This window comes from Paracoccus tegillarcae, assembly GCF_002847305.1.
In the GTDB taxonomy this organism is placed as follows: Bacteria; Pseudomonadota; Alphaproteobacteria; order Rhodobacterales; family Rhodobacteraceae; genus Paracoccus; species Paracoccus tegillarcae.
Map to the genome: position 1 here is coordinate 2,136,274 of NZ_CP025408.1, position 22,545 is coordinate 2,158,818.

The window sequence follows — 22,545 nt, forward strand, 5'->3', positions numbered from 1 at the left end:
CATGACCTCGAAGCCCGAAAACGACAGGCCGCTGACGCCGGTTCTTGACCGCGTCAAGCTGCCCTCGGACCTGAAATCGCTTAGCGATGCGCAACTGTGCCAACTGGCCGACGAGTTGCGCTCCGAGACGATCAGCGCGGTCAGCGTGACGGGCGGCCATCTGGGCGCGGGTCTGGGCGTGGTCGAACTGACCGTGGCGCTGCATGCGGTATTCGACACGCCGCGCGACAAGATCATCTGGGATGTCGGGCATCAGTGCTATCCGCACAAGATCCTGACGGGCCGCCGCGACCGCATCCGGACGCTGCGCACCGGTGGTGGTCTTTCAGGGTTCACCAAGCGCACGGAAAGCCCCTACGATCCGTTTGGCGCAGGGCATTCCTCGACCTCGATTTCCGCCGCGCTTGGCTTTGCCCTGGCGCGCGAACTGGGCGGCGATCCGGGCGATGCGATCGCGGTGATCGGCGACGGCGCCATGAGCGCGGGCATGGCCTATGAGGCGCTGAACAACGCCGGCGATCTGGGCAAACGGCTGTTCGTGGTGCTCAACGACAACGAAATGTCCATCGCGCCGCCGGTTGGCGCGATGTCGTCCTATCTGACGCGCCTTTATACCGAGGGGCCGTTTCAGGATCTCAAGGCCGTGGCACGGGGTGCGGTCGGCTTTTTGCCGCCGCCCTTTCAGGAAGGCGCGCGCCGGGCCAAGGACCTGCTCAAGGGCATGACCATCGGCGGCACGCTGTTCGAAAATCTGGGGTTTTCCTATATCGGTCCGGTCGATGGGCATGATCTGGAACAGTTGCTGCCGCTGCTGCGAACGGTAAAGGCGCGGGCGACCGGCCCGGTTCTGATCCACGCGGTCACGACCAAGGGCAAGGGTTACGGGCCAGCTGAGACGGCTGCTGACAAGGGCCATGCCACCGGCAAGTTCGATGTCATCACCGGCGTTCAGGCCAAGGCCAAATCGAATGCGCCCGGCTATACCTCGGTCTTTGCCGAGGCGCTGATGGATCAGGCCAGCCGCGATGACAAGATCGTCGCCATTACCGCCGCCATGCCGGATGGGACCGGGCTCAAGAAATTCGCGGAACGCTATCCGCGCCGTTGCTTTGACGTCGGCATCGCCGAACAGCACGCCGTCACCTTTTCGGCGGGGCTGGCGGCAGGTGGGATCAAGCCTTTCTGTGCAATTTACTCGACCTTTCTGCAGCGCGGTTACGATCAGATTGTCCATGACGTTGCCGTTCAGGGTCTGCCGGTGCGCTTTGCGATCGACCGCGCCGGGTTGGTCGGACAGGACGGACCGACCCATGCCGGCGCCTATGACATCGCCTTTCTGGCAAACCTTCCCGGCATGGTCGTGATGGCCGCCGCCGATGAGGCCGAACTGATCCATATGGTTGCCACGGCGGCCGCACATGACAGCGGCCCGATTGCGTTCCGTTTTCCGCGCGGCGAAGGCGCGGGCGTCGATTTGCCCGAACTCGGCGAGGTGCTGGAAATCGGCAAAGGCCGGATCGTCGCGCCGGGCCGCGGCGTCGCGATCCTGTCATTCGGGACGCGGCTGGCCGCATCGCTGGAGGCACGCGAGGTCTTGTCCGCGCGCGGCGTCACGCCGACCATCGCTGACGCGCGCTTTGCCAAGCCGCTTGATCGCGATCTGATCCTTCGCCTCGCGGCTGAACATGACGCGCTGATCACGATTGAAGAGGGCGCCGTCGGTGGCTTTGGCAGCCATGTGGCGCAATTGCTGGCCGATGAAGGGGTATTTGATCGCGGGTTGTGCTTTCGCTCGATGGTCTTGCCTGACAGCTTTGTCGACCACGATGCGCCGGTCGCAATGTATGACACCTCGGCGTTGAACGCGCCTCATATCGTCGCAAAGGTGATGGAGGTGTTGGGAATTGTCGAGTTGCAGGGCAAGCAGGCATGAGCCGCCACACCCATCCAGAGGCGCATCCCGATGACCCCCATTTTATCAGCCGCAGCGGCTGGTTGCGGGCGGCGGTGCTGGGTGCCAATGACGGGATCGTCTCGACCAGTTCTCTGATCGTGGGCGTCTCGGCGGCGGGCACCGATCAGCATGGCGTTCTGCTGGCCGGGCTGGCCGGTCTGACCGCCGGCGCGATGTCGATGGCGGCCGGTGAATATGTCTCGGTCAGTTCGCAATCCGATACCGAGCGCGCCGACATCCGTCGCGAGGCGGCTGCGCTGCGCAATAACCCGCATATCGAGTTGCAAGAGCTGGCATCCATCTATGAAGGCCGGGGTCTTGCACCCGAAACCGCGCTGCTGGTCGCGCGGGAACTGACTGATCACGACGCATTGGGCGCGCATATTCGTGACGAGTTGGGTCTGAGCGAGGTGCATGTGACAAACCCGCTGCAGGCGGCCTTTGCCTCGGCTGCAACCTTCAGTGTGGCCGGCGCATTGCCGCTGCTGCCTGCGCTGGTTGCGCCATCTGACCAGATTGTGCCCGTTGTCCTGATCGCCACTTTGGTTGCCCTGACTGTGCTGGGTGCGACCGGCGCGGCGGCAGGTGGGGCACCGATCGGCCGGGCGGTGCTGCGCGTCGTCACCTGGGGCGCGTTTGCGATGGCGGTCACCGCCGTGATTGGTCGCCTCTTTGGTGTGATGATCGGATAGTTTTCTGAGCTTGTGGCGCTGCGCAGGGTGAGACGGGTGTCGTCTTGCGACCGGCGGCTCGGAGGCTATTGGTAGCCCCGCACCAAGGCCTCGGCGATCAGGGACCATCCATCGACCACGACAAAGAACGCCAGCTTGAAAGGCAGCGCAACCATCGCTGGCGGCACCATCATCATGCCCATCGACATCAGGACGGCCGATACCACCAGGTCGATGATCAGGAAGGGCAGGGCAACGAGAAAGCCGATCTCGAACGCCCGGGTGATTTCCGACAGCATGAAAGACGGCACCAGCACGGACAGACGGTCGGGTTGTCCCGACCCGGCCGGGGCAATGTCGGCCATCGCGGCCAATGTGTCTGGATTGGTGCGCATCTGCATGAAGGCACTGAACGGCTGGATGCCGCGAGAAAAAGCCTCTTCCAGCGTGATCTGACCGTCGCTCAGGGGACGGCCAGCGACCTGCCATGCCTCGGTCAGGACCGGGTCCATGATGAACCAGGTAAGAAAGATCGCCAGGCTGACGATCAGCATGTTCGGCGGCGATTGCTGCAAACCGATGGATTGCCGCAAAATCGACAGAACCGTCACAACGAATGGAAAGCAGGTGACCATGATGGCGATGCCCGGGGCCAGGGACAGGGTCGTCAGCGCCAGCACAAGCAGCACGGCATTCTGCCCCAGCCCGCCGCCGAGATCGCCCAGACCGGGTGCCTGCTGGGCGACCGAAGGGGTCGCCAGCAACGACAGGAAAAGCAGGATGTAGGGGAAAAAGCGCGTCACGGTGCCTCTGCCGAACCGATGATGCGAACGCAAAGCCGCTGATCGGGGCCGCCGTCGCCCGTCAATTCGCCCCGCGCGACAACCTTGTCGCCGACGCAGATTTCGACGCCGTCTGCGATTGGCTGGTCCAGCGTCAGCACGTCGCTGCCACGCAGCGCAGACAGTTGCGCCACGGTCAACCGGGTCCGGCCGATACGGATCGTCACCTCGACCTGGATGTCGTTCGTATCGATCAACTGTGAAAGGTCATCCATCAACGATAGCTCTCCTGAAGTTCGGCAATGAGGTCACGGAAATGCTGTACGATTCCGTCATTCGCAAAGGCGCTGTGACCGTCTTCCATGACGATGACCGCCTGTTGTGCCTCTGGTAGGACACGAATATCGGCGTCAGAAATACCCGCAGCCTCGGTGCAGCGGAGGATCATCGGCTCGGTTTCAGCCGGACAGGTGATGTGCCAACTCGGCGCGGTGAAATCGCCTGCCAGGCGCAGCAATTCGTGCTGCAAGGCCGTCTGAAGACCTGCGGACTGCCCATTTTCGGCCAGGCATTCCACGATTTCGTTCAGAACGGGCGCAAGGTCCGATACGGTCTGCAAACTGGACTTGGATAGCAGTGAGGCTTGCGCCTGCAGGCTGTTTTGCAATTCGGTCAGTGCTGCGGTCAGGGAACTGATCTGATCCGCTGCACGCAAGGCGCGACCCTCGGCCAGACCCTTGCGATATGCATCGTCAACGTGGTCAGGGTGGACCATCTGCGCGGCTGCTTGAAAGGCATCGGAAAAAGATTCCAGTCTGAAGGTGGCCTGGTTCACTGCGCCTTCTCCTTTTCATCAATCCAGCCAGAAAGGATCTTCATGCTCTCCTGCTGTCGATCCTTCATCATGCCCCGCAGCCGCGCGACCGGATCAGCCGGTGGCAGCGACAATTGCGCCTTGCCGGGTACCTGCGACCCGATAAGCGTGGCGTCATAGCCGGCCGCCGAATTCGGCGGCTCGATCACCGCATTATCGCTTGCGCCGCGCTGCTCGAGGGCCGTTCCCGCCGGCGCGCTATTGTCCAGCAGTGCCGTGTCCTCACGTTCGTTCTGGCGATTGCGCAGTATCGGACGCAGGATCAGCGCGGCAATGGCCACCGCGAACAGACCGATCAGCGCAAGTTTGATCAGCGCGTTCAACTCGATCCGTTCCAGCCATCCGCCTCGTTCTGCCAATGTCCCATCCGTGCCCAATTGCGCGAAGGGCAGCGACTTGACGGTGAGCTGATCGCCGCGCGCAGGATCGAAACCCACGGCGGAGGCGACCAGTTCGCGCAAGACTTCGAGTTCCGGTGCCGTACGGGGGATCAGTTCCGCTTCCCCGCTCGTGTTCTCGCTGACGACACCGTTGACCAGTACCGCCACAGACAACCGCTTGACCGCCCCAGGTTGCCGGGACACCTCGCGAACCGATTTGCTGACTTCGTAGTTTGACTGTTGCCGGTTTTCCGAGCGTGAAGACTGACTTTGATCACCCGACGCGTTGTTTCCATCCGGCAGATTAGAGGCCGCCGTTACCGTCTCGGCGCCGCCCGCCGTGCTTTGGTCTGACGTTTCCTCCACCAGTTGCGAAATCATCGCGCGTTCTTGTGGATCGAAGCGCTGTTCGGTCAGCAATTCGGTTTCTGTCACCAGATCCAGATTCAATTCGACGATCGCATTTCCCGGGCCGACATGTGGCTCCAGGATCCGTTCGACATTGCGCTTCATCTCTGTTGCGCGTTCCAGACCGCTTGCGTCCTCTTCTGCGGCGACGACGCCGCGTTCTGTGTCGATGACCGTGACAGAATCGTGCGCCAGGCCGGGAACCGCCGAGGACAGCATGTATTTCAGCGACTGCGCCTGAGCACGGCTGATCGACCCGTTGGTGGTGGTCAGCGTTACCGACGCCGTCGCCGGCTGGTCGCGACGCAGGCCTCTGTTCTGGCTGACAGCCAGGTGAACCCTTGCCGATTTGACGTTCGGCAGCGCCAGGATGGTTCGCGCCAGTTCACCCTCTTTTGCGCGCCAATAGGCCGCGTCGAACATTTGCGAGGTCGTGCCAAAGCCCGACATGCCATCCAGCAGCTCGTATCCGGCAGCGCCGGTCGCAGGCAGCCCCTCACCCGCCAGTTCCATTCGCAGCCTGTCGCGCTGCGAGGCATCGACATAGATAGAGCCGCCGCGAACCTCATGGGCGACGCCTGCACGTTCGATGCCCGCGATCACCTCACCTGCCGTGCTTGGATCCAGCCCCGAATACAGCATGGCCATGCTTGGTCGACTGACCATCCAAGAGAAGGCCGACACCGCCAGAAACGCCGCGAGAAAGGCCCCCACGAGGATTGATTTCTGTCTTGAGCTTCGCTCATTCCAATAGTCCTGCAGTTTTTGCAAAACCGACCCTTTCGAATCAGAAAACTTTATCTTGGAGCCAGTCATGGCATTGACGCCGTTAATATTCGGTTAGTGCCGCAGTGATATTCGATTGGTAATCAGTCGGAGAATCGCAATGGCAGCCGAGACGGCGACCAATATCGAAGAAGAGGCCCGATCCAGGCCGCTATTGTTGCCCCTGATCGCGGCGGCGACCCTTGGAATTCTGGGTTTTGGGGCGACATTCACAGGTCTGCTGACGCCGCTCGACTGGCTGCAAGGATCGCCCTCGCACAGGCCCTTGCCGGTGGATGAAACGATCACGTTTGTGGCCTTGCCGCCGATCGAGATCAGCCTGGCAGGGGGGCGGCATCGCAGCCTGGCACTGTCGGCGACGATCGAAACCAGCAAGCAGGCCGAGGAACAGATCAAGACGCTCATGCCCAGAATTACCGACAGTTTTAATGGTTTTCTGGCGGGCGTCGATCCTTACGCCTTCGACAAGAGAGGCGTCCTTGAAATCATCAAATACGAACTGACGGTGCGGGCAAAAGAGGCTTTGCCCGACCTGCCCGTGAATGACCTGCTGATTACGGAGTTCAGACTCAAATGACGATTGAAATGATTATTCAGGGCGGGATCATCGTCGGCTCGGTTACCTTGATGGTATTCTGCGTTGTACTGGCGCGTCGGTTGCGTCGCCTGAACGATCTCGAGGACGGTCTGGGCGGCGCCATCGCTGTCATGGCTGCCGAGATCGACAGGTTGGAAAAGTCGATCCACTCTGCCCGGCGTGAGGCGACGACTGCCAGCGAGGCGCTTGCCAATCAACTGCAGCAGGCAAAGGCGGAAAGAGACCGCTGGAGCCTGCATCTCAAGATGCGGGACGTGGTGCCGCAAAGCCCCGAGGGCGCCACCACTGTCCGACTGCGCAAGCGTCGGGAGCCTGTCGATGCGTAAGCGCGTTTTGACGTTCCTGGGACTGGTGTTCTCGGTGCCAGCCGGCGCTGTGATCGTGCAGCATCATGACGCCGTTTTCGGTTCCCTTGCATTCGCGGAACCGCCCGGTCTGATGGAGGGCTGCGGCGATGTACCAGAGGCCGTTGCTCTGGCCACCGAACTGCGTGATCGCGGTTTGCGCGTCGAGCGATATCTGGAAACGCTGGCTGATCGGGAGCGTGAGTTGCAAGTGGCAGAGGCCAGCCTGCGGGCGCGGCTGACCGAATTGAAGGCGGCCAAGGCCAGCGTTCGCTCGGGGTCTACGCACAGCCAGACCCGGCTGCAAAGCGATATCGACCGGCTGGTCGCAGTTTATGATCAGATGAAACCCGTAGATGCGGCGGCCGTGCTGACCAGTCTGCCGGCAGACTTCGCGGCCGAGATCCTGATGCGGGTCGACCCCGGAGCAGGTGCAAAAATTATCGCCGCCGTCGAGCCGAAACAGGCCGCGTTGCTGACCACCCACATGGGTGCCCGCAGCATCAACCGCAAATAGGAGAAACAGCATGTTCGGCTTTGTCGGAATCATGATGACGATGCTGATGGTGTTCGGCGGCTTTGTGTTGGCCGGCGGTCATATGGCGGTCATCATGCATTCGCTTCCTTTCGAAATGATGATGATCGGCGGGGCCGCGATCGGATCATATCTGTTGTCCAATGACAGCACCGTTCTAAAGGCGACGCTCGGCGGGGTGGTGCGATCCTTCAAGGGGCCGCGCTGGAACGAAAGTGATCACCAGGATGTCCTGTGCCTCCTGTATCACCTGCTGCGGGTGGCGCGGGAAAATCCGGTGGCACTCGAAGAGCATATCGAAAAGCCGCATGACTCCCCGATATTTGCGGCATACCCGCGGCTGCTGACGGACGAGAACCTTGTGTCTTTGATCGCGGACACGATGCGTTCGGCAAGCCTGAACTACGACGATCCCTACCAGGTCGAGGAAATGTTGTCGCGCCGGATCGCCACGCTCAGCGAAGAGGCACTGGAGGTGCCCCATGCGCTGCAAACAATGGCCGATGCGTTACCCGCTTTGGGTATCGTTGCCGCCGTGCTGGGGGTGATCAAGACGATGAGCTCAATCGACCAGCCCCCTGCAGTACTGGGCAAGATGATCGGTGGCGCCTTGGTCGGGACGTTTCTTGGTGTGTTTCTGGCTTACGGTTTTGTTGCGCCATTGTCGCACAGGCTAGAGGCTGTGACGCGTAAGGACCTCGCGTTTTACGATGTCGTCAAGTCGGTTCTGGTCGCCGGACTGCACCAGCATGCGACCAATTTGTGTGTCGAGGTTGGCCGCCAGGCTGTGCCCGAGCATGTCAGACCCGACTACGACACGCTCGAGGCGGCGCTGCGCGAATTGCGAAAGGCGGCCTGATGCTTCTTTCAGCCCTTCTGCTGTCCTGGCCGCTGCAGCAAGCGTCCATGCCCGAACTGGCGCAGTTTCAACGCCAGGCCGAAGAGACGCTGCTGGCAGGCGAGACGCTGGCTCCGGATTATCGGCTGCAATTGCTGGGGATGCCGCCGGCGGAGCGGATCGAGGCACTGATCTTTCTGCGCCGCATCGGGCTGCTGACGGGCAAAAGCTGGCGCGTAGGCGACATGTTGCAATCTGCGAGTGATGACGAGGACGATAGACCATGACGCAGATATCTGCTGTTGCGCGACGCCAGGATACGGAACGCGCATCGACCCCGCTGATCGTGACGGGCGCGATGGTCTTGATCGTGATCTCACTGGTTGTGCCCTTGCCGCCCGGACTGCTGGATTTCGGGATCGCGCTGTCCATCGCGACCGCCACGCTGGTCCTGGTCATGGCGGCCCTGGTCGAGCGGCCAACCGATTTTCAGGCATTTCCAGTGCTGTTGCTGGTTTCGCTGATCATTCGTTTGTCACTGAACGTATCCTCGACGCGGTTGATCCTTGCCGAGGGGCACACCGGGACGGACGCAGCAGGTCAGGTGATCAGTGGCTTTGCCGATTTCGTGGCCGGTGGCTCTCTGCTGGTAGGGCTTACGGTGTTTGCGGTAATTTCAGTCGTGAATTTCATGGTGATTACCAAAGGGTCTGGCCGAATGGCCGAGGTGTCGGCGCGGTTTGCCCTAGATTCGCTGCCGGGCAAGCAGCTGGCAATCGACGGCGATCTCAGTTCCGGCGCGATCAGCCACGAAGAGGCCAAGCAGCGTCGGATCGCTGAACAACGCGAGATCAGCTTTTTCGGCTCGCTGGATGGCGCCTCCAAATTCGTGAAAGGCGACGCTGTTGCAGGCATCGTCATCACGCTGATCAACCTTCTGGTCGGTCTGAGCGTTGGCATTCTGGTACACGGCATGCCCGTTAGCGCGGCCCTGTCGACCTATTCGCATCTGACAATCGGCGACGGATTGGTCAGCCAGATTCCGTCCCTGATCACCTCGATGGCGGCTGCGCTGTTGTTGTCTCGGGGTGGGGCAACCGAGACGACTGCAAAACTCATCTCGCACGAATTCATGGCGCGCTGGCACGGTCCTGCCGTCGTCGCAGGGGCGATGACGCTGATGTCTTTTGTGCCGGGTATGCCGCGTCTGCTGTTCCTATCGATTGCCGCTGCCCTGGCCTTGCTGGCATTGCACATCGCGCGCCGAGATCCGGCACTGGCAAACGACCTTCCCGAGGTTGCCGGTCCGGATGAGGCCGAGACGCAGGCGCGGATCGGTGACTTGCTGGATACGGACGAAATCAGCGTCGAAATCGGAACTGAGTTGGTGCTGACCGCGCTGGACCAATCGCGCGGTCTGGGCACCCGGATCGGCAATCTACGCATCCATATTGCCCGTCACTACGGCTTGATTCTGCCCGATGTGCGGATCACCGATAACCCGGAACTGGCAGGTGGAGAGTATCAGATACGGGTTCAGGGTGTCATTCGCGGGCGCGGCAGCCTGCGATCTGACCAGGTACTTGCACTGGGGCCGGACGAGGTGCTGTCCAACCTGCCCGGCGCGGTGGTTCGTGAACCCGTTTATGGCAGCCCGGCCCGCTGGCTGCCGACCGATCAGCAAGAGGAAGCGTCGATGGCTGGCGCGACGGTTGTCAGTCCGATGGAAATCATCTCGACTCACCTGATGGAGGTTGTTCGTTCCAATCTCGCCGCTCTGATGACAATGGCGGCGATGCAGCGCCAGATCGAAGAGCTGAAATCTCTGTCTGATCCGTCGCGGGCGGAACGGCACCGTCTGTATTTCGATAGCATGCTACCTGAAAAGGTTGCGCCCGATATGTTGCTGGCGGTCCTGCGTGCCCTGCTGACGGAATCCATCTCTATCCGGAACCTGCCGCTGATCGTCGATGCGCTGTATGAATATCGCGGCGTCGATAATCCCGAGATGATATACGAACTGGTCCGCAAACGCCTGCGCGATCAGATCACGCAGCAGTTGCGCGATGGCAGTGGCGTCCTTTCCGTCATTCAGCTGCATCCGGGATGGGAAAGTGAATTCGTTCAGGTTGAGACCGAGAATGCGCGTGGCGGAGGCGGGGCGCTGACACCGGCTTTGGCACAAAAATTTGCTGCAGCAGCAAAGCAGACCATCGCGTCCGTGAACACCCGTGGTGATGCGGTTGTCGCGGCCCCTGATCATCGCCGGCGTGCGGTCAGGAATATTCTGAATGCCAATGGCGTTCCGATCCCGGTTCTGAGCCTGGATGAGATTGATCCCGGTACAGAGCTGCGCCTGATCGGAACCATCGAGGCAGCCTGATGGAACGCGATCTGCTGAACGCGCTGTCCTGGCTGGATTGGTCCTTGGTCCTGACCTATCTGCGTATTCAGGCCTGCATTCTGCTGATGCCGGGGTTCGGCGAGCGCGCAGTGCCGGGGCGGGTAAAGGTCGCTGTGGCCATGGCGCTTGCGCCGTTGCTGTCGGACATATCGGGCAGCAGTTGGGCAGGTTCGGTCGGCGAGGTGGCCCTTAACGCCATGCTGGGGCTGGCGATTGCAGAACTGCTTATCGGATTTGCGATTGGTGCCATGGTGAGAATGATGGCATTCGCCATCAATGTCGCGGCCACGGTGATTGCCTCGACCGCGTCGCTTTCGCAGATCATCGGCGCACCCAACGAGGCCTCGCCGCATCCGGTGGGCAATCTGTTCCATCTTGGGGGTGTGGCCTTGCTGCTGGCGCTTGGCCTGCCGCTGTTGCTGATCGGGTTATTGGCCGACAGCTTTGTGCTGTGGCCGGTTGCGCAGTTGCCCGAGATCGACGGGTTGGTCCAGGAATTCATTGGCATCATCGCGCGCAGTTTCGAATTGGCGATGCTGCTGTCGGCGCCGTTCATCCTGGGCGGCTTTCTGTTTCAGGCGCTGTCGGGCGTCATCAACCGCGTGATGCCTGCCTTGCCGGTCGTCTTCATCGGCGCGCCCGCCGCGATCGGGCTGGCCCTGATAGCACTGGTCATGCTGAGCCCGATGATCCTGTCGATCTGGGCTGACGCCGTTCTTTCCAGCCGCCTGCCAGTGTCGCCATGAGTGGTGATCAGGATCAGGGTGAAAAGCAGTTCGAGCCCACCGAACAGCGGTTGCAGCGGGCGCGCGAGCAGGGCGATGTTCCGCGCTCGACCGAGTTGAACGTGGCTGCCATGTATGCCGGCGCCTGGCTGGCCTTTGGCATTGGCGCGGTGTTTGCGGTCAAATCCTGGCTAGGTATGGCGACCCGGATCATGGGCTCTGATGGCTGGCCGATCGGGTCGGTTTTCGCCATGGCGACGACATTGGGTCAGTTCGCGTCATTTGCGATCACCCTTTTGGCCGCTGTGCCGATGGTCTTTATCATCGTGGCCTTGCTGGCGCAGCGCGGGCTGACCTTTGCCACGAAGAAGCTGGCCCCGGACATCAAGCGGATCAATCCGATCAAGAATGCGGGGCAGAAATTCGGCAGCTCGGGGCTGGTTACCTTTGGCATATCGGTCGGCAAAGCCGCGCTGGTCTGCGTGGGCGGCGTCTACCTGTTCCGATCACTGTTCGGGCTGTTGGAAAACGCGGCGATGGCGGGGGGAACGGCGTGGGTCGCGGGCTTGGGGGTGATCCTGCAGCGTGCCTTTCTGCTGGCGATTGCCGTTTCCGCCGCGTTTGCGGTGCTGGATATTGCCTGGAAGCGGTTCGATCATCTGCGAAAGAACCGGATGACCCGCAAAGAGATGCAGGACGAACACAAGGATTCCGAAGGCGACCCCCATATGAAGGCCGCCAGACGCCAGCGGGCGGTTGATATCGCCATGTCGCAGATGCTGCAGGATGTCGAAACAGCGGATGTGATCATCGTGAACCCGACGCATTATGCCGTTGCGTTGAAATGGCATCGGGGCAGTGGTCGCGCGCCGATTTGTGTTGCCAAGGGCATCGACGAGGTTGCCGCGCGCATTCGCGAGCGAGCCTCGGCGCACGGTGTACCAATCTGGTCGGACCCGCCGTCTGCACGGGCGATCCACGCAACGGTCAAACTGGGGGAAGAGATCGTGCAGGATCACTTTGCGCCGGTCGCAGCAGCCATCCGTTTCGCAGAAAAAATGCGCGAGAAGGCGCGGGCAGGATGGTAACACGGCGCGCAAAGCTGGCCGAACTGGCGCGGCTGGCCCAGTTGAAATCGGATCTGGAGCTAAAGCGGTTCGCCGCCTTCAGCAGCAATGTCGACGCGACCCGAAAGCGGATCACGCAGCAGGACGCTGCGATCGCGTGGTATCGTTCAAGTCAGGCCCCGGATTCACTGGACGAATCAAATCTGGCAAGCCTTCGCCTGGGCGACGCGACCCGCGAGGCTGCCCGCGCAAGGCAGGAACTCTCGCATATGTTGCCCCGGTTTGATCAGGCGCGTCAGCGTGCAGCGGGGGAATTCGGGCGCGCCGCTGTCTTGCGCCGCCTGTCGGAACGCGATGATCAATGACGGGCGGCCAGCCTTGGGTGTTGGACACCGCGCCGGCGAGTTGTTAAGGCATGTTCGATATAGGTGCCGAGGTGACTGCCATGTTGCAAACTGATCTGAGCTCTGAAACCGCGACCAGCCGAAAGCTGTGGAGCGCCGAGGACGCGAGGGCGCTGTTCGAACTGCCCTTCATGGATCTGCTGTTTCAGGCGCAGACTGTGCACCGGCAGAATTTCGACCCAAATCGAGTGCAGATGAGCCGGTTGTTGTCGATCAAGACCGGCGGCTGCCCTGAGGATTGCGGCTATTGCAGCCAGTCGGCGCGCTACGATTCCGGCCTGTCGGCATCCAAGCTGCTGGAGGTTGAACGCGTCATCGCCGAGGCCCGCCGCGCCCGAGATGCAGGGGCGACGCGTTATTGCATGGGTGCCGCCTGGCGCAGCCCGAAAGGGCGTGACATGGCGCAGGTCTTGGCCATGGTCGAGGGGGTCAAGGCCCTGGGCATGGAAACCTGCATGACCCTTGGGATGCTGGACGGCGATCAGGCGCAGCGACTGAAATCTGCCGGGCTCGATTACTATAATCACAACATCGACACCTCCGAGGCGCATTACGACAACGTCGTGACCACCCGCAGCTTTGCTGACCGGCTGGCGACGTTGCAGAACGTGCGCGATAGCGGGATCAAGGTGTGTTCGGGCGGTATTCTGGGCCTGGGCGAGGGAAATCAGGATCGCGTCGATATGTTGGCGACGCTGGCCAATCTGCCCGAGCCGCCCGAAAGCGTGCCGATCAACATGCTCATTCCGGTCGAGGGCACACCGCTTGCCGGTGCGGCGCCTGTCGATCCGATCGAATTTGTGCGCACGATTGCAACCGCGCGTATCATGATGCCGAAAAGCCATGTCAGGCTTTCGGCGGGGCGCACCGACATGAGCGATGAAATGCAGGCGCTGTGTTTCTTTGCCGGGGCCAACTCCATCTTTGTGGGCGATACGCTGTTGACCAAGGCCAATCCGGCCGAAGACAGCGATATGCGCTTGCTTGCACGGCTTGGACTGCAGCCGATGCAGGCGCACGAGCATTTCGCCGACGACGCCGAAACCGATCCGGCAGAGGCACGGCGTCAGGCTGTTCGGGCCGTTGACCCTGCGATTCCGGTGCTGCGGTAAAAATTCAGGGGCCTTGCCCCGCGGGCTGGCGGCCCGCCCCGCCAGGATATTTGGACAGGGCTGACATGGCAAAAGCTGCGGACCGCCTGGCGGTGTTTCGCGATCACCTTGGCGATCTGGCCGCGCAGACGCGCCTGCGCCGTCTGAGCCCGCGTGAGGGGATCGACTTTTCTTCGAATGACTATCTGGGCCTCGCGGGCTCTGAACGGCTGGCCGGTGCCGCGCGGCGCGCGCTGGATCGGGGCGTGCCTGTGGGTGCGGCGGGGTCTCGTCTGTTGCGCGGGAATGTCGACCTGCAAGAGCAATTCGAATCCGAGGCCGCGCAATTTTTCCGGGCCGATGCCGTGTTGGGCTTTGGTGGCGGTTATATGGCGAATTTCGCCATGCTCGCGACCTTGCCACAGCGGGGCGATCTGCTGCTGATGGATGAGCTGTCTCATGCCAGCACCCATGAAGGCGCGCGGGCAGGGCGGGCCGAGATTGCGACGTTCAGGCATGGCGATGTGGGGCACGCGAAGGACGTGATCACGTCATGGCGGTCAGCGGGCCAGACGGGTGCGGTCTGGATCGCGGTTGAGAGCCTTTACAGCATGGACGGCGACCGCGCGCCCCTGGACGCGTTGGCGGCGCTGGCCGATGAGCATGGTTTTCTGATCGTGGACGAGGCCCATGCAACCGGCGTCTACGGTCCGGATGGGCGCGGGCTGGCGCATCATCTGGAGGGGCGCTCGAACGTTTTGACCCTGCATACGCTGGGTAAAGCGCTGGGAGGGTCGGGGGCGTTGATTTGTGGGGCGCGGGCTTTGATTGATTTCATGATCAATCGCAGCCGGCCGTTTATTTTCGCGACCGCGCCCTCACCTTTAATGGCAGCGGTTGGGTGCGAGGCGCTGGCGATCCTGCGCGACGAGCCCGAGCGTCGAGATGCCCTGCACAGCCACATCGCGCTGTTTGGGGCAGAGATGGGGCGGCGTTTGCCGCAGCTTGCAATCAGTGGCAGCCAGATCGCGCCATTGATCGTCGGCGGTGACGCCCCGACCATGGCGCTTGCCGGGCGCTTGCAGGAAATGGGATTTGATATCAGAGGGATAAGGCCGCCAACCGTGCCCGAGGGCACGTCCCGTCTGCGGGTGGCGCTGACCCTGAATGTGACCGAAGAGGATATTCGGCGGCTTGCCGAAGCATTGGAAGAGCTATGGCCAGATATGTGATCACGGGGACCGGAACGGATGTCGGCAAGACGGTTTTTGCCGCCGGCCTGTGCGGGCTGATTGGTGCGACGTATTGGAAGCCCGTGCAATCGGGGCTGGTCGGAAACCTGCCGAATGCAGATGGCACCGGGCGTGCACAGCCTGTGCACAGCGCGTACACAGCGCGTACACAGGCGGCGCAATCGGCCACCGACGCGGCGGATATCGTCCGGCTTGCCGGCGCGCAGGTGGTGCCCGAAGGCTACCGGCTGACCCAACCGCTGTCGCCGCATCGCGCCGCCGAACTGGATGGCGTCTCAATCGATCCGGCGGCGTTGACCCCGCCCGACTTTGATCCGCTGGTAATCGAGGGGGCCGGTGGCGTTCTGGTGCCCGTCACCCGGCAGATCCTTTTCGCGGATCTGTTTGCAGAGTGGCAAATTCCGGTGATCCTGGTGGCGACGACCGGGCTGGGGACGATCAGTCACAGCCTGACGGCGCTGGAGGCCCTGCGGTCGCGGAACGTGCCGGTGCATGGGGTGGTCTTTGTGGGTGAGGATAATCCCGACAATATGGCAAGTATTGGTCAGATCGGCGCGGTCCCTGTTCTGGGTCGGTTGCCGCTGCTGGACCCACTGAACCGCGAAACGCTGTCAGATGCGATGGCGGCGAATTTCCGGAGCGATGATTTCTGAAAGGAGCGCAGCATGACAGACAGCGCCGTCTGGCATCCCTTTACGCAACACGCGACCGAGCCGGAACCGCCCGTGGTCCTGCGCACCGAAGGCGCGTGGATCGAGACCGACAAAGGCAAGCTGCTGGACGGGATCAGCAGTTGGTGGGTCACCACCCACGGTCATCGGCAGCCCCGGATTGTTGCGGCGATCCGTGAGGCGACCGAAAGTCTGGATCAGGTGATCTTTGCCGGGCTGACGCATGAACCGGCGGAACGGTTGGCCACGGCTTTGGCCGGCATGGCGCCTGAGGGTCTGGACCGGGTGTTCTATTCCGACAGCGGCTCGACGGCGGTCGAGGTGGCGCTGAAGATGGCGCTTGGATACTGGCGGCATGACGGCGACGGGCGTCACCGGATCGTGGTGATGGAAAACAGCTATCACGGCGATACGATCGGCACGATGAGCGTGGGCGAACGGGGCGTCTTCAACGCCGCTTATGAGCCGATCATGTTCGCCGTTGATACGATCCCCTTCCCGCAGGGCGATGGTCAGGCGACGCTGGACCGCTTTGAGGCGCTGGCCCGCAATGGCGATATCGCGGCGCTGATCATAGAGCCGCTGGTGCTGGGGGCCGGGGGGATGCTGATGTATTCGGCTGACGTCCTGCGCGGATTGCGTGAGATCTGCGATCGCCACGATGTTCTGCTGATCGCTGATGAGGTGATGACAGGCTGGGGACGCACCGGGCGGCTATGGGCCTGCGATCATGCGCAGATTTCACCCGATATCCTGTGCACCAGCAAAGGGCTGACCGGGGGCGTGATACCGCTGGCGGCGACGCTGGCGAATGACAAGATTTTCCAGGCGCATTATTCCTCGGACCGGACGCGGACCTTTTATCATTCCAGCAGCTACACCGCGAACCCGATTGCCTGTGCGGCGGCTTTGGCCAATCTGGGGATCTGGCAAGACGGCGGGATGCAGGACCGTCTGGATCGGCTAAGCGCAATGCAGGCCGAGCGGTTGTCGCGTTTCGCCGGGGATGGGCGGTTCGAGAATATCCGCCAATGCGGCACGATTGCGGCGATGGATCTGAGGGTCAGTCAGGGCGGCTATCTGGCCGAGGACGGTCCGCGCATGCGGGCCCATTTCATCGAAAACGGCGTCCTGCTGCGCCCGCTTGGCAATACAGTCTACCTGATGCCGCCCTATTGCGTGACGGGCGAAGATCTGGACCTGGCTTACGCGGCGATCGACAGCTATCGCAGTGCCTGACCGGTGAGGTTCCCGCAGCGGATGCGCGCGGGAACCGCCGGTGGCAAGGTCGGCCCGATGGGATCGGGCCGACCGGGTGACCTGCTACAGACCCATGGCCTGATAGCTTTCGGCAATGCGGCGGATCGAGACGACATAGGCGGCCGTGCGCAAATCCGCGACCTTGTCGTCGCTGTACCAGACTTCGGCCATGCTCTGGAACGCGCCGCGCATGGTGTCATCAAGACCCGAACGCACCAGTTCCAACTCGCTGGCGCCCTTGAGATAGCGGTCCTTGAAGTCCTTGGTCAGCGACCAGCCAAGGCTCTTGTCACTCGACAGGCGCTCTAGCTCGCTGACCAGCAGCTGGGTCCGGGCCTCTTGCTCACGCCGTTCCATCCGGCCAAAGCGGATATGCGTCAGGTTCTTGACCCATTCGAAATAAGAGACGGTCACACCGCCGGCATTGGCATACATATCCGGGATGATGACGATCCCGCGCTTGCGCAGGATTTCGTCCGCCTCGGCGGTGACGGGGCCGTTAGCGGCCTCGACGACCAGCTTGGTGTTGATGTTCTCGGCGTTTTCGAGGTTGATCACACCTTCAACGGCGGCGGGGATCAGGATGTCGCATTCCAGTTCCAGTGCGGCAAGGCTGTTCTGGGTGTAATCCTTGGCGCCGTCGAATCCGGCCACACCGCCGGTCTCTTTGATGTGTTTGTGCAGCTCTGCGATGTTCAGCCCGTCGGGGTTCATCACGGCGCCGTCGCGTTCGGCCACGGCGATGATCTTGGCGCCGTCGCTATCCGACAGGAACTGGGCTGCGTGAAAGCCCACATTGCCGAGGCCCTGCACGATCACGCGCTTGCCATCGAGGGTGCCTTCCAGCCCGGCGGCCTTCATCGCCTCGGGGTGACGGAAGAATTCGTGGATGGCGTATTGCACACCGCGGCCCGTCGCCTCGACCCGGCCCTGAATGCCGCCGAACGAGACGGGCTTGCCGGTCACGCAGCCCCGTGCGTCGATATCGTCGGGGTGCAGGCGTTTATAAGCATCGGCCATCCAGGCCATCTCGCGTTCGCCGGTGCCCATGTCGGGGGCCGGCACGTTCTGGCTGGGCGAGATCAGGCTGCGGCGCGACAATTCATAGGTAAAGCGGCGGGTGATCCGTTCCAGCTCTTCCTCGGAATACTGGCGCGGATCGATGCACAGCCCGCCTTTCGAGCCGCCAAAGGGAACCTCGACCAGCGCGCATTTATAGGTCATCAGTGCCGCCAGCGCCTCGACCTCGTTCTGGTTCACGGTGTCGGCGTAGCGAATGCCGCCCTTGACCGGTTCCATATGTTCTGAGTGCACCGAGCGATAGCCGACAAAGGTGTGGATGCTGCCGCGCATCCGAACGCCGAAGCGCACCGTATAGGTCGAGTTGCAAACCCGGATTTTCTCTTCCAGCCCGTCGGGCAGATCCAACAAGCTGGCCGCATGGGTGAACATGCGATCCACCGAGTCGCGAAACGAAGTGTGTGACTGTCCCAAAATCTAGTCCCTTCCGTGATTATACTGCACATCATGCAGCTATCGGCTCGTGGTGTCGTTGCCACAACGACACTTTTTTTGCCCGATGCGTCCAGATTGGGAAACTCTGGGGCTCTGCGTCAAGTTTAGTGATTGTGCATACCCCACCTACAGGCGCGGATTTCTGCTTGGGGTGGCTACGTATGCATTTAGGGCTTATGCAAGCCCGACAGGAGTTAAGTGGTTGGTTGTTCACAGTCTTTCAGCGCAGCATTTGCGTAAAACAAACTTGAATTTGATCGTCGGCCGGGCCCTCTCCGGTTCGGTGGCGACGACTTTCATAGAATGAAATTTCGGAGGGGTAGATGGTTGAGAAAAAAGATTCGGTCGTCACGAAGGGGCGAAAATTCAAACAAGTCCTCGACGGCGCGCGCGCTGTTTTTCTGAAAGAGGGGTTCGCCGGCGCCAGCGTCGACGATATTGCCAGCGAGGCCAGGGTGTCCAAGGCCACGCTCTATAGCTATTTTCCGGACAAGGAACTGATGTTCAGCGAGGTTTTCCGCGCTGAACTGGCATCTGGCAGCGAAGAGCCGGTGGCCGCACTGGCTGCGGATCGTCCGGCGGTCGAGGCGTTGCCGCTGATCATTCATGCGCTGGCGACACGGTCGGTTTCGGGCGCGGGTGTGCAGTCGTACCGGATGCGTGTGGCTGAATCGGATCGCTTTCCGTCGCTTGCACGGGAATATCTGGATACCGTCCATCGCCGTCAGCGCCGCGATATCCGCACCTTTCTGGAACGCTGGACGCTGCGCGGCGAGCTTGAGATCTCGGATTTCGAGCTGGCGACCGAGCAACTGATCGCGCTGGCCACTGCTTTGATCGGGGATCGGGCCGTGTTTCTGGGGGCCGACAGCGTGACGGAAACCCAGATGCACCGCGCGACGATGGGGGCCGCGCAGGTGTTTCTGGCCGCCTATGGGATGCGCTATGTCGATACCTCGCGGGCGGCGCGTGACGCCTCGATGCGGCGTGCGGACCGTGCCAAGACGGTGCCACCGATGGAATGACATTCCGGCAACAGGGGCGGCGTCGCTGTTCGTGCTGATGGGAACGTGATAAACGCGCCAGCTTAACAAGCTGTTATCTGTTTCCTATAACGACTGTATCTAAAAACCGGCCCGCGAACCGGGCCGACAAGCACGGACGAGACATGAACAGATCAGTGATCCTGCCCCTTATTGCGTCGGCTGCCATTTTGTCAGCCTGTATGCCCGCCCCGGCGCCTCAGCCGGCCCCGGCCCCTGTCGTGCCGATGGTCCAGCCCGTGGCCTCTGTCGATGGTGTTGCCGGACTGGAATCGCGCGAACCCGACCTGTGCGGCGCCAAGACCTATGCGACCTATCTGTCGCAGCCCGGCTCGGTCATTCCGCAGCTGGGAATTACCAAGGAATACCGCATCGTCGAGTATCGCGGCATCGAGCCGCAAGAATACGATCCGAATCGCATCGTGTTCCGTCTGGATGCCGGCGGCAATATCTACAACGTGGATTGCGGCTGATGCGGCAGGGTGGTTTGATCGCGCCGGCGCTGGCCGGTGCTGCGATGCTGGTACTGGCAGCCTGCGAGCCCATTGCGCAAACCGACACGCCCGCGCGGCCTCCGCAGGCTGCGGATTTGTGCGGGGCATCGGGCTATCAGGGGCTGGTGGGCCAGCCCCGCGATGTGCTGAGCGCGATGAAGTTTCCCATCGGAACGCGCGTGATCGGGCCTGATGACGCCGTGACCGCCGATTACAACCGCGAGCGGCTGAACATCGAATATGGTCGTGGCGGGCTGATCGAGAAGGTCGGCTGTTACTGAGGCCGGCCTGACATCGCGAAATCCATGGGGGCGGCGCTGACCGCCCCTTTTTCATTGATTTGGCGGCGGGCCGGTGTCACCATTCTGCCATGATGAACGCCTTTTCGCCGTCTTCGGCCGATCCGGATCGCGTGGTTTTCGACCGAACAGAGTTGGGCATAATCCTGTCCGTCTATGGTCGATTTGTTGCCGCAGGCGAGTGGCGCGATTACGGCATGTCCTTTCTGCGCGAGGTCGCTGTGTTCAGCGTCTTTCGCCGCGCCGCCGAAAACCCGCTATATCGCATCGAAAAGCGGCCCAAGCTGCGCGACGCCCAAGGGCTGTATGCGGTGATCGGCATGGACGGGCGTATCCTGAAACGCGGACATGATCTGCCGACCGTGTTGCGGGTGCTGGAGAAAAAGCTGATCCGCAGCGTCGACTGAGGGCGGATCACGCGGCAATCCCCTCAGGGAAAGCGAATATCCACCCAGACCAGCCGATGCCGCGAGGCCGTCTGGACCGTCCGGCCCAGTTCTGTTTCCGGGTCTGGCCACAGGACGCCCGCATCCAGCACGGTCAGGTCTTTGGCAGGCAGAACGTAATCGGCGCGCAGATTGCCGGGGCCGTCAGCGTCGGCCCAATCGGCGGTATCCAGCGCCGGATCGCCATTTTGCACGGCATTCGCGCCATCCTGCGGGGGCTGCCATGCGCCGCGTGGTTTCGGGTCATGGGCCACGGTCATCAACGCCTGATAGCCCTCGGGGCGGCCATCGCCATCGACCGGGTCGACGTTCAGATTTCCCAGCAGGACAAAGGGCGCCTTGGGCAGGTGCGCAGGCCAGAACGCGGCCTCGTCATGGTTGCGGCGGCCATTGCGATCCTCGGGACCATCAAAGACCGGCGGCGTCGCGGACCAGGCCAGCAGATGCAGCGGTTCGCCGTCGATCAGCAGCGCCACATCCCAATGCGCGGTCGAGGACAGGCGCTGGATCGCGGCCGCATCGGCCGGGGTGTCGGATGGCATCAGGTTGCCTGGCAGGTCGCGCCACAGAAAGGCGCTGTGATCTCTCACCTCAGCCAAGGGCAGCCGCGACAATAGCGCCATGCCCGATGCGCCGGTAAAAAAGCCAAAGCCCTGCGCGTCATCCGCCGTGCCGCTGCGTCCGTCGCCATCCAGATCGACGCCAGTGGCCATGCCGCTATTGGGTTGACCGGCAAAGCGGTGCGGCAGGTCCAGCCCGGCCTCGGATATCAGGGCGGCGAAACCGTCCAGCGCCAGCCCGTCATGGTCCCAGTCAAAGCCGGTCAGCAGGATGGCATCGGGTTCGGCATGGGCGATGACCGCCGCCGCCGCCAGCACTTGCGGATCGCGCTTTTCGATATCGGCCAGCAACAGACCCGGCCCCTTGCGCGACAGGTCGGGGCCGTAGGTGGCGATACGAACCGTGTCCGCGACAGCCGCCGCCGGCAGGGCCAGCAGCAGCGCCGTCGCGGCTGTTCTCAGACCCACGGGCGCGCCTGCGCCATCTGATCCTCGAACGTGTCGATGGCCGCGGCCTTTTCCATGGTCAGCCCGATATCGTCCAACCCGTTCATCAGGCAGTGCTTGCTATGGGGGTCGACGTCGAAGGCAAAGACCTGACCGTCCGAACTGCTGACCGTCTGTGCATCAAGATCGACGGTGATCCGGGCGTTCGCGCCTTTCTTGGCGTCCTCCATCAGGGCAGCCACGGCCTCTTGCGGCAGGATGACCGGCAGGATGCCGTTCTTGAAGCAGTTATTATAGAAGATGTCGGCAAAGCTGGTCGAGATGACGCAGCGAATGCCGAAATCCAGCAGCGCCCACGGCGCGTGTTCGCGCGATGAACCGCAGCCGAAATTGTCACCGGCAACGATAATCTGCGAATCGCGGTAGGCGGGCTGGTTCAGGACGAAGTCGGCGACCTCGTTGCCATCCGAATCATACCGCATCTCATCGAAAAGATTTTTCCCCAGACCTGACCGTTTGATGGTCTTAAGGAACTGTTTGGGGATAATCATATCTGTATCGATATTGACCAAAGGCATAGGGGCTGCAATGCCGGTAAGTGTGATAAACTTGTCCATATCTGACCTTTGCTTCAGGCTGGGAAAGACGCGACCTTTATGGCGCGTCCACGGGTTGGGTGAGGTGTCGCCAATCGCG

Annotated in this window: 26 protein-coding genes; 19 read left to right on the forward strand and 7 right to left on the reverse strand. The window is 62.0% G+C overall.

Going from position 1 to position 22,545, the window contains the following annotated elements:
• The first annotated feature begins 1 nt into the window (after position 1).
• Both dxs and CUV01_RS10460 read left to right on the forward strand, forming a co-directional pair.
• Entirely contained in the window at positions 2–1,933 is a 1,932-nt protein-coding gene (gene dxs / locus CUV01_RS10455; protein WP_101460419.1) for a 1-deoxy-D-xylulose-5-phosphate synthase, read from the forward strand.
• Entirely contained in the window at positions 1,930–2,646 is a 717-nt protein-coding gene (locus tag CUV01_RS10460; protein WP_101460420.1) for a VIT1/CCC1 transporter family protein, read from the forward strand. Before dxs ends, CUV01_RS10460 begins: the two co-directional genes overlap by 4 nt.
• A 65-nt stretch (positions 2,647–2,711) precedes the next feature.
• Here the strand turns inward: CUV01_RS10460 and fliP are convergent, their stop codons facing one another.
• Genes fliP through fliF form a run of 4 tightly spaced genes read right to left on the reverse strand, consistent with a single transcriptional unit; the run spans position 2,712 to position 5,885 of the window.
• Positions 2,712–3,428, reverse strand: a complete 717-nt coding sequence (gene fliP / locus CUV01_RS10465) for a flagellar type III secretion system pore protein FliP (protein WP_422385831.1) — start codon at positions 3,426–3,428, stop codon at positions 2,712–2,714.
• Positions 3,425–3,682: a FliM/FliN family flagellar motor switch protein gene (locus tag CUV01_RS10470; RefSeq protein WP_101460421.1), complete on the reverse strand. Its 258-nt coding sequence runs from the start codon at positions 3,680–3,682 to the stop codon at positions 3,425–3,427. The genes fliP and CUV01_RS10470 overlap by 4 nt, the downstream gene beginning before the upstream one ends.
• Positions 3,682–4,242: a hypothetical protein gene (locus tag CUV01_RS10475; protein ID WP_101460422.1), complete on the reverse strand. Its 561-nt coding sequence runs from the start codon at positions 4,240–4,242 to the stop codon at positions 3,682–3,684. The genes CUV01_RS10470 and CUV01_RS10475 overlap by 1 nt, the downstream gene beginning before the upstream one ends.
• Complete coding sequence (gene fliF, locus CUV01_RS10480) at positions 4,239–5,885, reverse strand: flagellar basal-body MS-ring/collar protein FliF (protein WP_101460423.1); 1,647 nt, start codon at positions 5,883–5,885, stop codon at positions 4,239–4,241. The genes CUV01_RS10475 and fliF overlap by 4 nt, the downstream gene beginning before the upstream one ends.
• Positions 5,886–5,955: 70 nt before the next feature.
• On the opposite strand from fliF, the gene CUV01_RS10485 reads away from it, so the two are divergent.
• From CUV01_RS10485 to CUV01_RS10545, 13 genes are all read left to right on the forward strand, one after another.
• Positions 5,956–6,432 (forward strand): flagellar basal body-associated FliL family protein, encoded by a 477-nt coding sequence (locus CUV01_RS10485; protein WP_101460424.1) that lies wholly within the window; start codon positions 5,956–5,958, stop codon positions 6,430–6,432.
• 8 nt (positions 6,433–6,440) lie between these two features.
• The gene (locus CUV01_RS10490) at positions 6,441–6,779 is read left to right on the forward strand and encodes a hypothetical protein (protein ID WP_157994832.1); all 339 of its coding nucleotides are present in this window, start codon (positions 6,441–6,443) and stop codon (positions 6,777–6,779) included.
• Positions 6,772–7,314, forward strand: a complete 543-nt coding sequence (locus tag CUV01_RS10495; protein ID WP_101460426.1) for a MotE family protein — start codon at positions 6,772–6,774, stop codon at positions 7,312–7,314. Before CUV01_RS10490 ends, CUV01_RS10495 begins: the two co-directional genes overlap by 8 nt.
• A 10-nt stretch (positions 7,315–7,324) precedes the next feature.
• Positions 7,325–8,191, forward strand: coding sequence for a flagellar motor stator protein MotA (gene motA, locus CUV01_RS10500; protein WP_101460427.1), 867 nt, complete (start codon positions 7,325–7,327; stop codon positions 8,189–8,191).
• On the forward strand, positions 8,191–8,457 hold the full coding sequence (locus CUV01_RS10505; protein ID WP_101460428.1) for a hypothetical protein: 267 nt from the start codon (positions 8,191–8,193) through the stop codon (positions 8,455–8,457). Before motA ends, CUV01_RS10505 begins: the two co-directional genes overlap by 1 nt.
• Positions 8,454–10,553: a flagellar biosynthesis protein FlhA gene (locus CUV01_RS10510; RefSeq protein ID WP_101460429.1), complete on the forward strand. Its 2,100-nt coding sequence runs from the start codon at positions 8,454–8,456 to the stop codon at positions 10,551–10,553. The genes CUV01_RS10505 and CUV01_RS10510 overlap by 4 nt, the downstream gene beginning before the upstream one ends.
• Positions 10,553–11,320, forward strand: a complete 768-nt coding sequence (locus CUV01_RS10515) for a flagellar biosynthetic protein FliR (protein ID WP_101460430.1) — start codon at positions 10,553–10,555, stop codon at positions 11,318–11,320. Before CUV01_RS10510 ends, CUV01_RS10515 begins: the two co-directional genes overlap by 1 nt.
• Complete coding sequence (gene flhB / locus CUV01_RS10520) at positions 11,317–12,387, forward strand: flagellar type III secretion system protein FlhB (RefSeq protein ID WP_101460431.1); 1,071 nt, start codon at positions 11,317–11,319, stop codon at positions 12,385–12,387. The genes CUV01_RS10515 and flhB overlap by 4 nt, the downstream gene beginning before the upstream one ends.
• Positions 12,381–12,731 carry a hypothetical protein gene (locus tag CUV01_RS10525; RefSeq protein ID WP_101460432.1) on the forward strand — a complete coding sequence of 117 codons (351 nt, stop codon included), beginning with the start codon at positions 12,381–12,383 and terminating at the stop codon, positions 12,729–12,731. The genes flhB and CUV01_RS10525 overlap by 7 nt, the downstream gene beginning before the upstream one ends.
• A gap of 50 nt (positions 12,732–12,781) precedes the next feature.
• Positions 12,782–13,882 (forward strand): biotin synthase BioB, encoded by a 1,101-nt coding sequence (gene bioB / locus CUV01_RS10530; RefSeq protein WP_422385832.1) that lies wholly within the window; start codon positions 12,782–12,784, stop codon positions 13,880–13,882.
• A gap of 65 nt (positions 13,883–13,947) precedes the next feature.
• On the forward strand, positions 13,948–15,093 hold the full coding sequence (locus tag CUV01_RS10535; protein ID WP_101460433.1) for an 8-amino-7-oxononanoate synthase: 1,146 nt from the start codon (positions 13,948–13,950) through the stop codon (positions 15,091–15,093).
• Positions 15,078–15,767 (forward strand): dethiobiotin synthase, encoded by a 690-nt coding sequence (gene bioD, locus CUV01_RS10540; RefSeq protein ID WP_101460434.1) that lies wholly within the window; start codon positions 15,078–15,080, stop codon positions 15,765–15,767. Before CUV01_RS10535 ends, bioD begins: the two co-directional genes overlap by 16 nt.
• Before the next feature lie 12 nt (positions 15,768–15,779).
• Complete coding sequence (locus tag CUV01_RS10545) at positions 15,780–17,024, forward strand: adenosylmethionine--8-amino-7-oxononanoate transaminase (RefSeq protein ID WP_101460435.1); 1,245 nt, start codon at positions 15,780–15,782, stop codon at positions 17,022–17,024.
• Positions 17,025–17,108: 84 nt separating this feature from the next.
• Here the strand turns inward: CUV01_RS10545 and CUV01_RS10550 are convergent, their stop codons facing one another.
• Entirely contained in the window at positions 17,109–18,542 is a 1,434-nt protein-coding gene (locus CUV01_RS10550) for a Glu/Leu/Phe/Val family dehydrogenase (protein ID WP_101460436.1), read from the reverse strand.
• Between the two features lie 341 nt (positions 18,543–18,883).
• Here CUV01_RS10550 and CUV01_RS10555 point away from each other — a divergent pair, with 341 nt between their 5' ends.
• The 4 genes from CUV01_RS10555 (at position 18,884) to CUV01_RS10570 (ending at position 20,803) form a co-directional block, all read left to right on the forward strand.
• On the forward strand, positions 18,884–19,585 hold the full coding sequence (locus tag CUV01_RS10555) for a TetR/AcrR family transcriptional regulator (RefSeq protein ID WP_101460437.1): 702 nt from the start codon (positions 18,884–18,886) through the stop codon (positions 19,583–19,585).
• 143 nt (positions 19,586–19,728) lie between these two features.
• Positions 19,729–20,076, forward strand: a complete 348-nt coding sequence (locus CUV01_RS10560; RefSeq protein WP_101460438.1) for a hypothetical protein — start codon at positions 19,729–19,731, stop codon at positions 20,074–20,076.
• Positions 20,076–20,378 carry an I78 family peptidase inhibitor gene (locus CUV01_RS10565; protein WP_232962189.1) on the forward strand — a complete coding sequence of 101 codons (303 nt, stop codon included), beginning with the start codon at positions 20,076–20,078 and terminating at the stop codon, positions 20,376–20,378. Before CUV01_RS10560 ends, CUV01_RS10565 begins: the two co-directional genes overlap by 1 nt.
• Before the next feature lie 92 nt (positions 20,379–20,470).
• The gene (locus CUV01_RS10570) at positions 20,471–20,803 is read left to right on the forward strand and encodes a DUF2794 domain-containing protein (RefSeq protein ID WP_101462020.1); all 333 of its coding nucleotides are present in this window, start codon (positions 20,471–20,473) and stop codon (positions 20,801–20,803) included.
• Positions 20,804–20,826: 23 nt separating this feature from the next.
• On the opposite strand, the gene CUV01_RS10575 is transcribed toward CUV01_RS10570, so the two are convergent.
• Complete coding sequence (locus CUV01_RS10575; protein WP_101460439.1) at positions 20,827–21,870, reverse strand: endonuclease/exonuclease/phosphatase family protein; 1,044 nt, start codon at positions 21,868–21,870, stop codon at positions 20,827–20,829.
• On the reverse strand, positions 21,861–22,466 hold the full coding sequence (gene leuD, locus CUV01_RS10580; RefSeq protein WP_101460440.1) for a 3-isopropylmalate dehydratase small subunit: 606 nt from the start codon (positions 22,464–22,466) through the stop codon (positions 21,861–21,863). The genes CUV01_RS10575 and leuD overlap by 10 nt, the downstream gene beginning before the upstream one ends.
• Between the last annotated feature and the right edge of the window lie 79 nt (positions 22,467–22,545).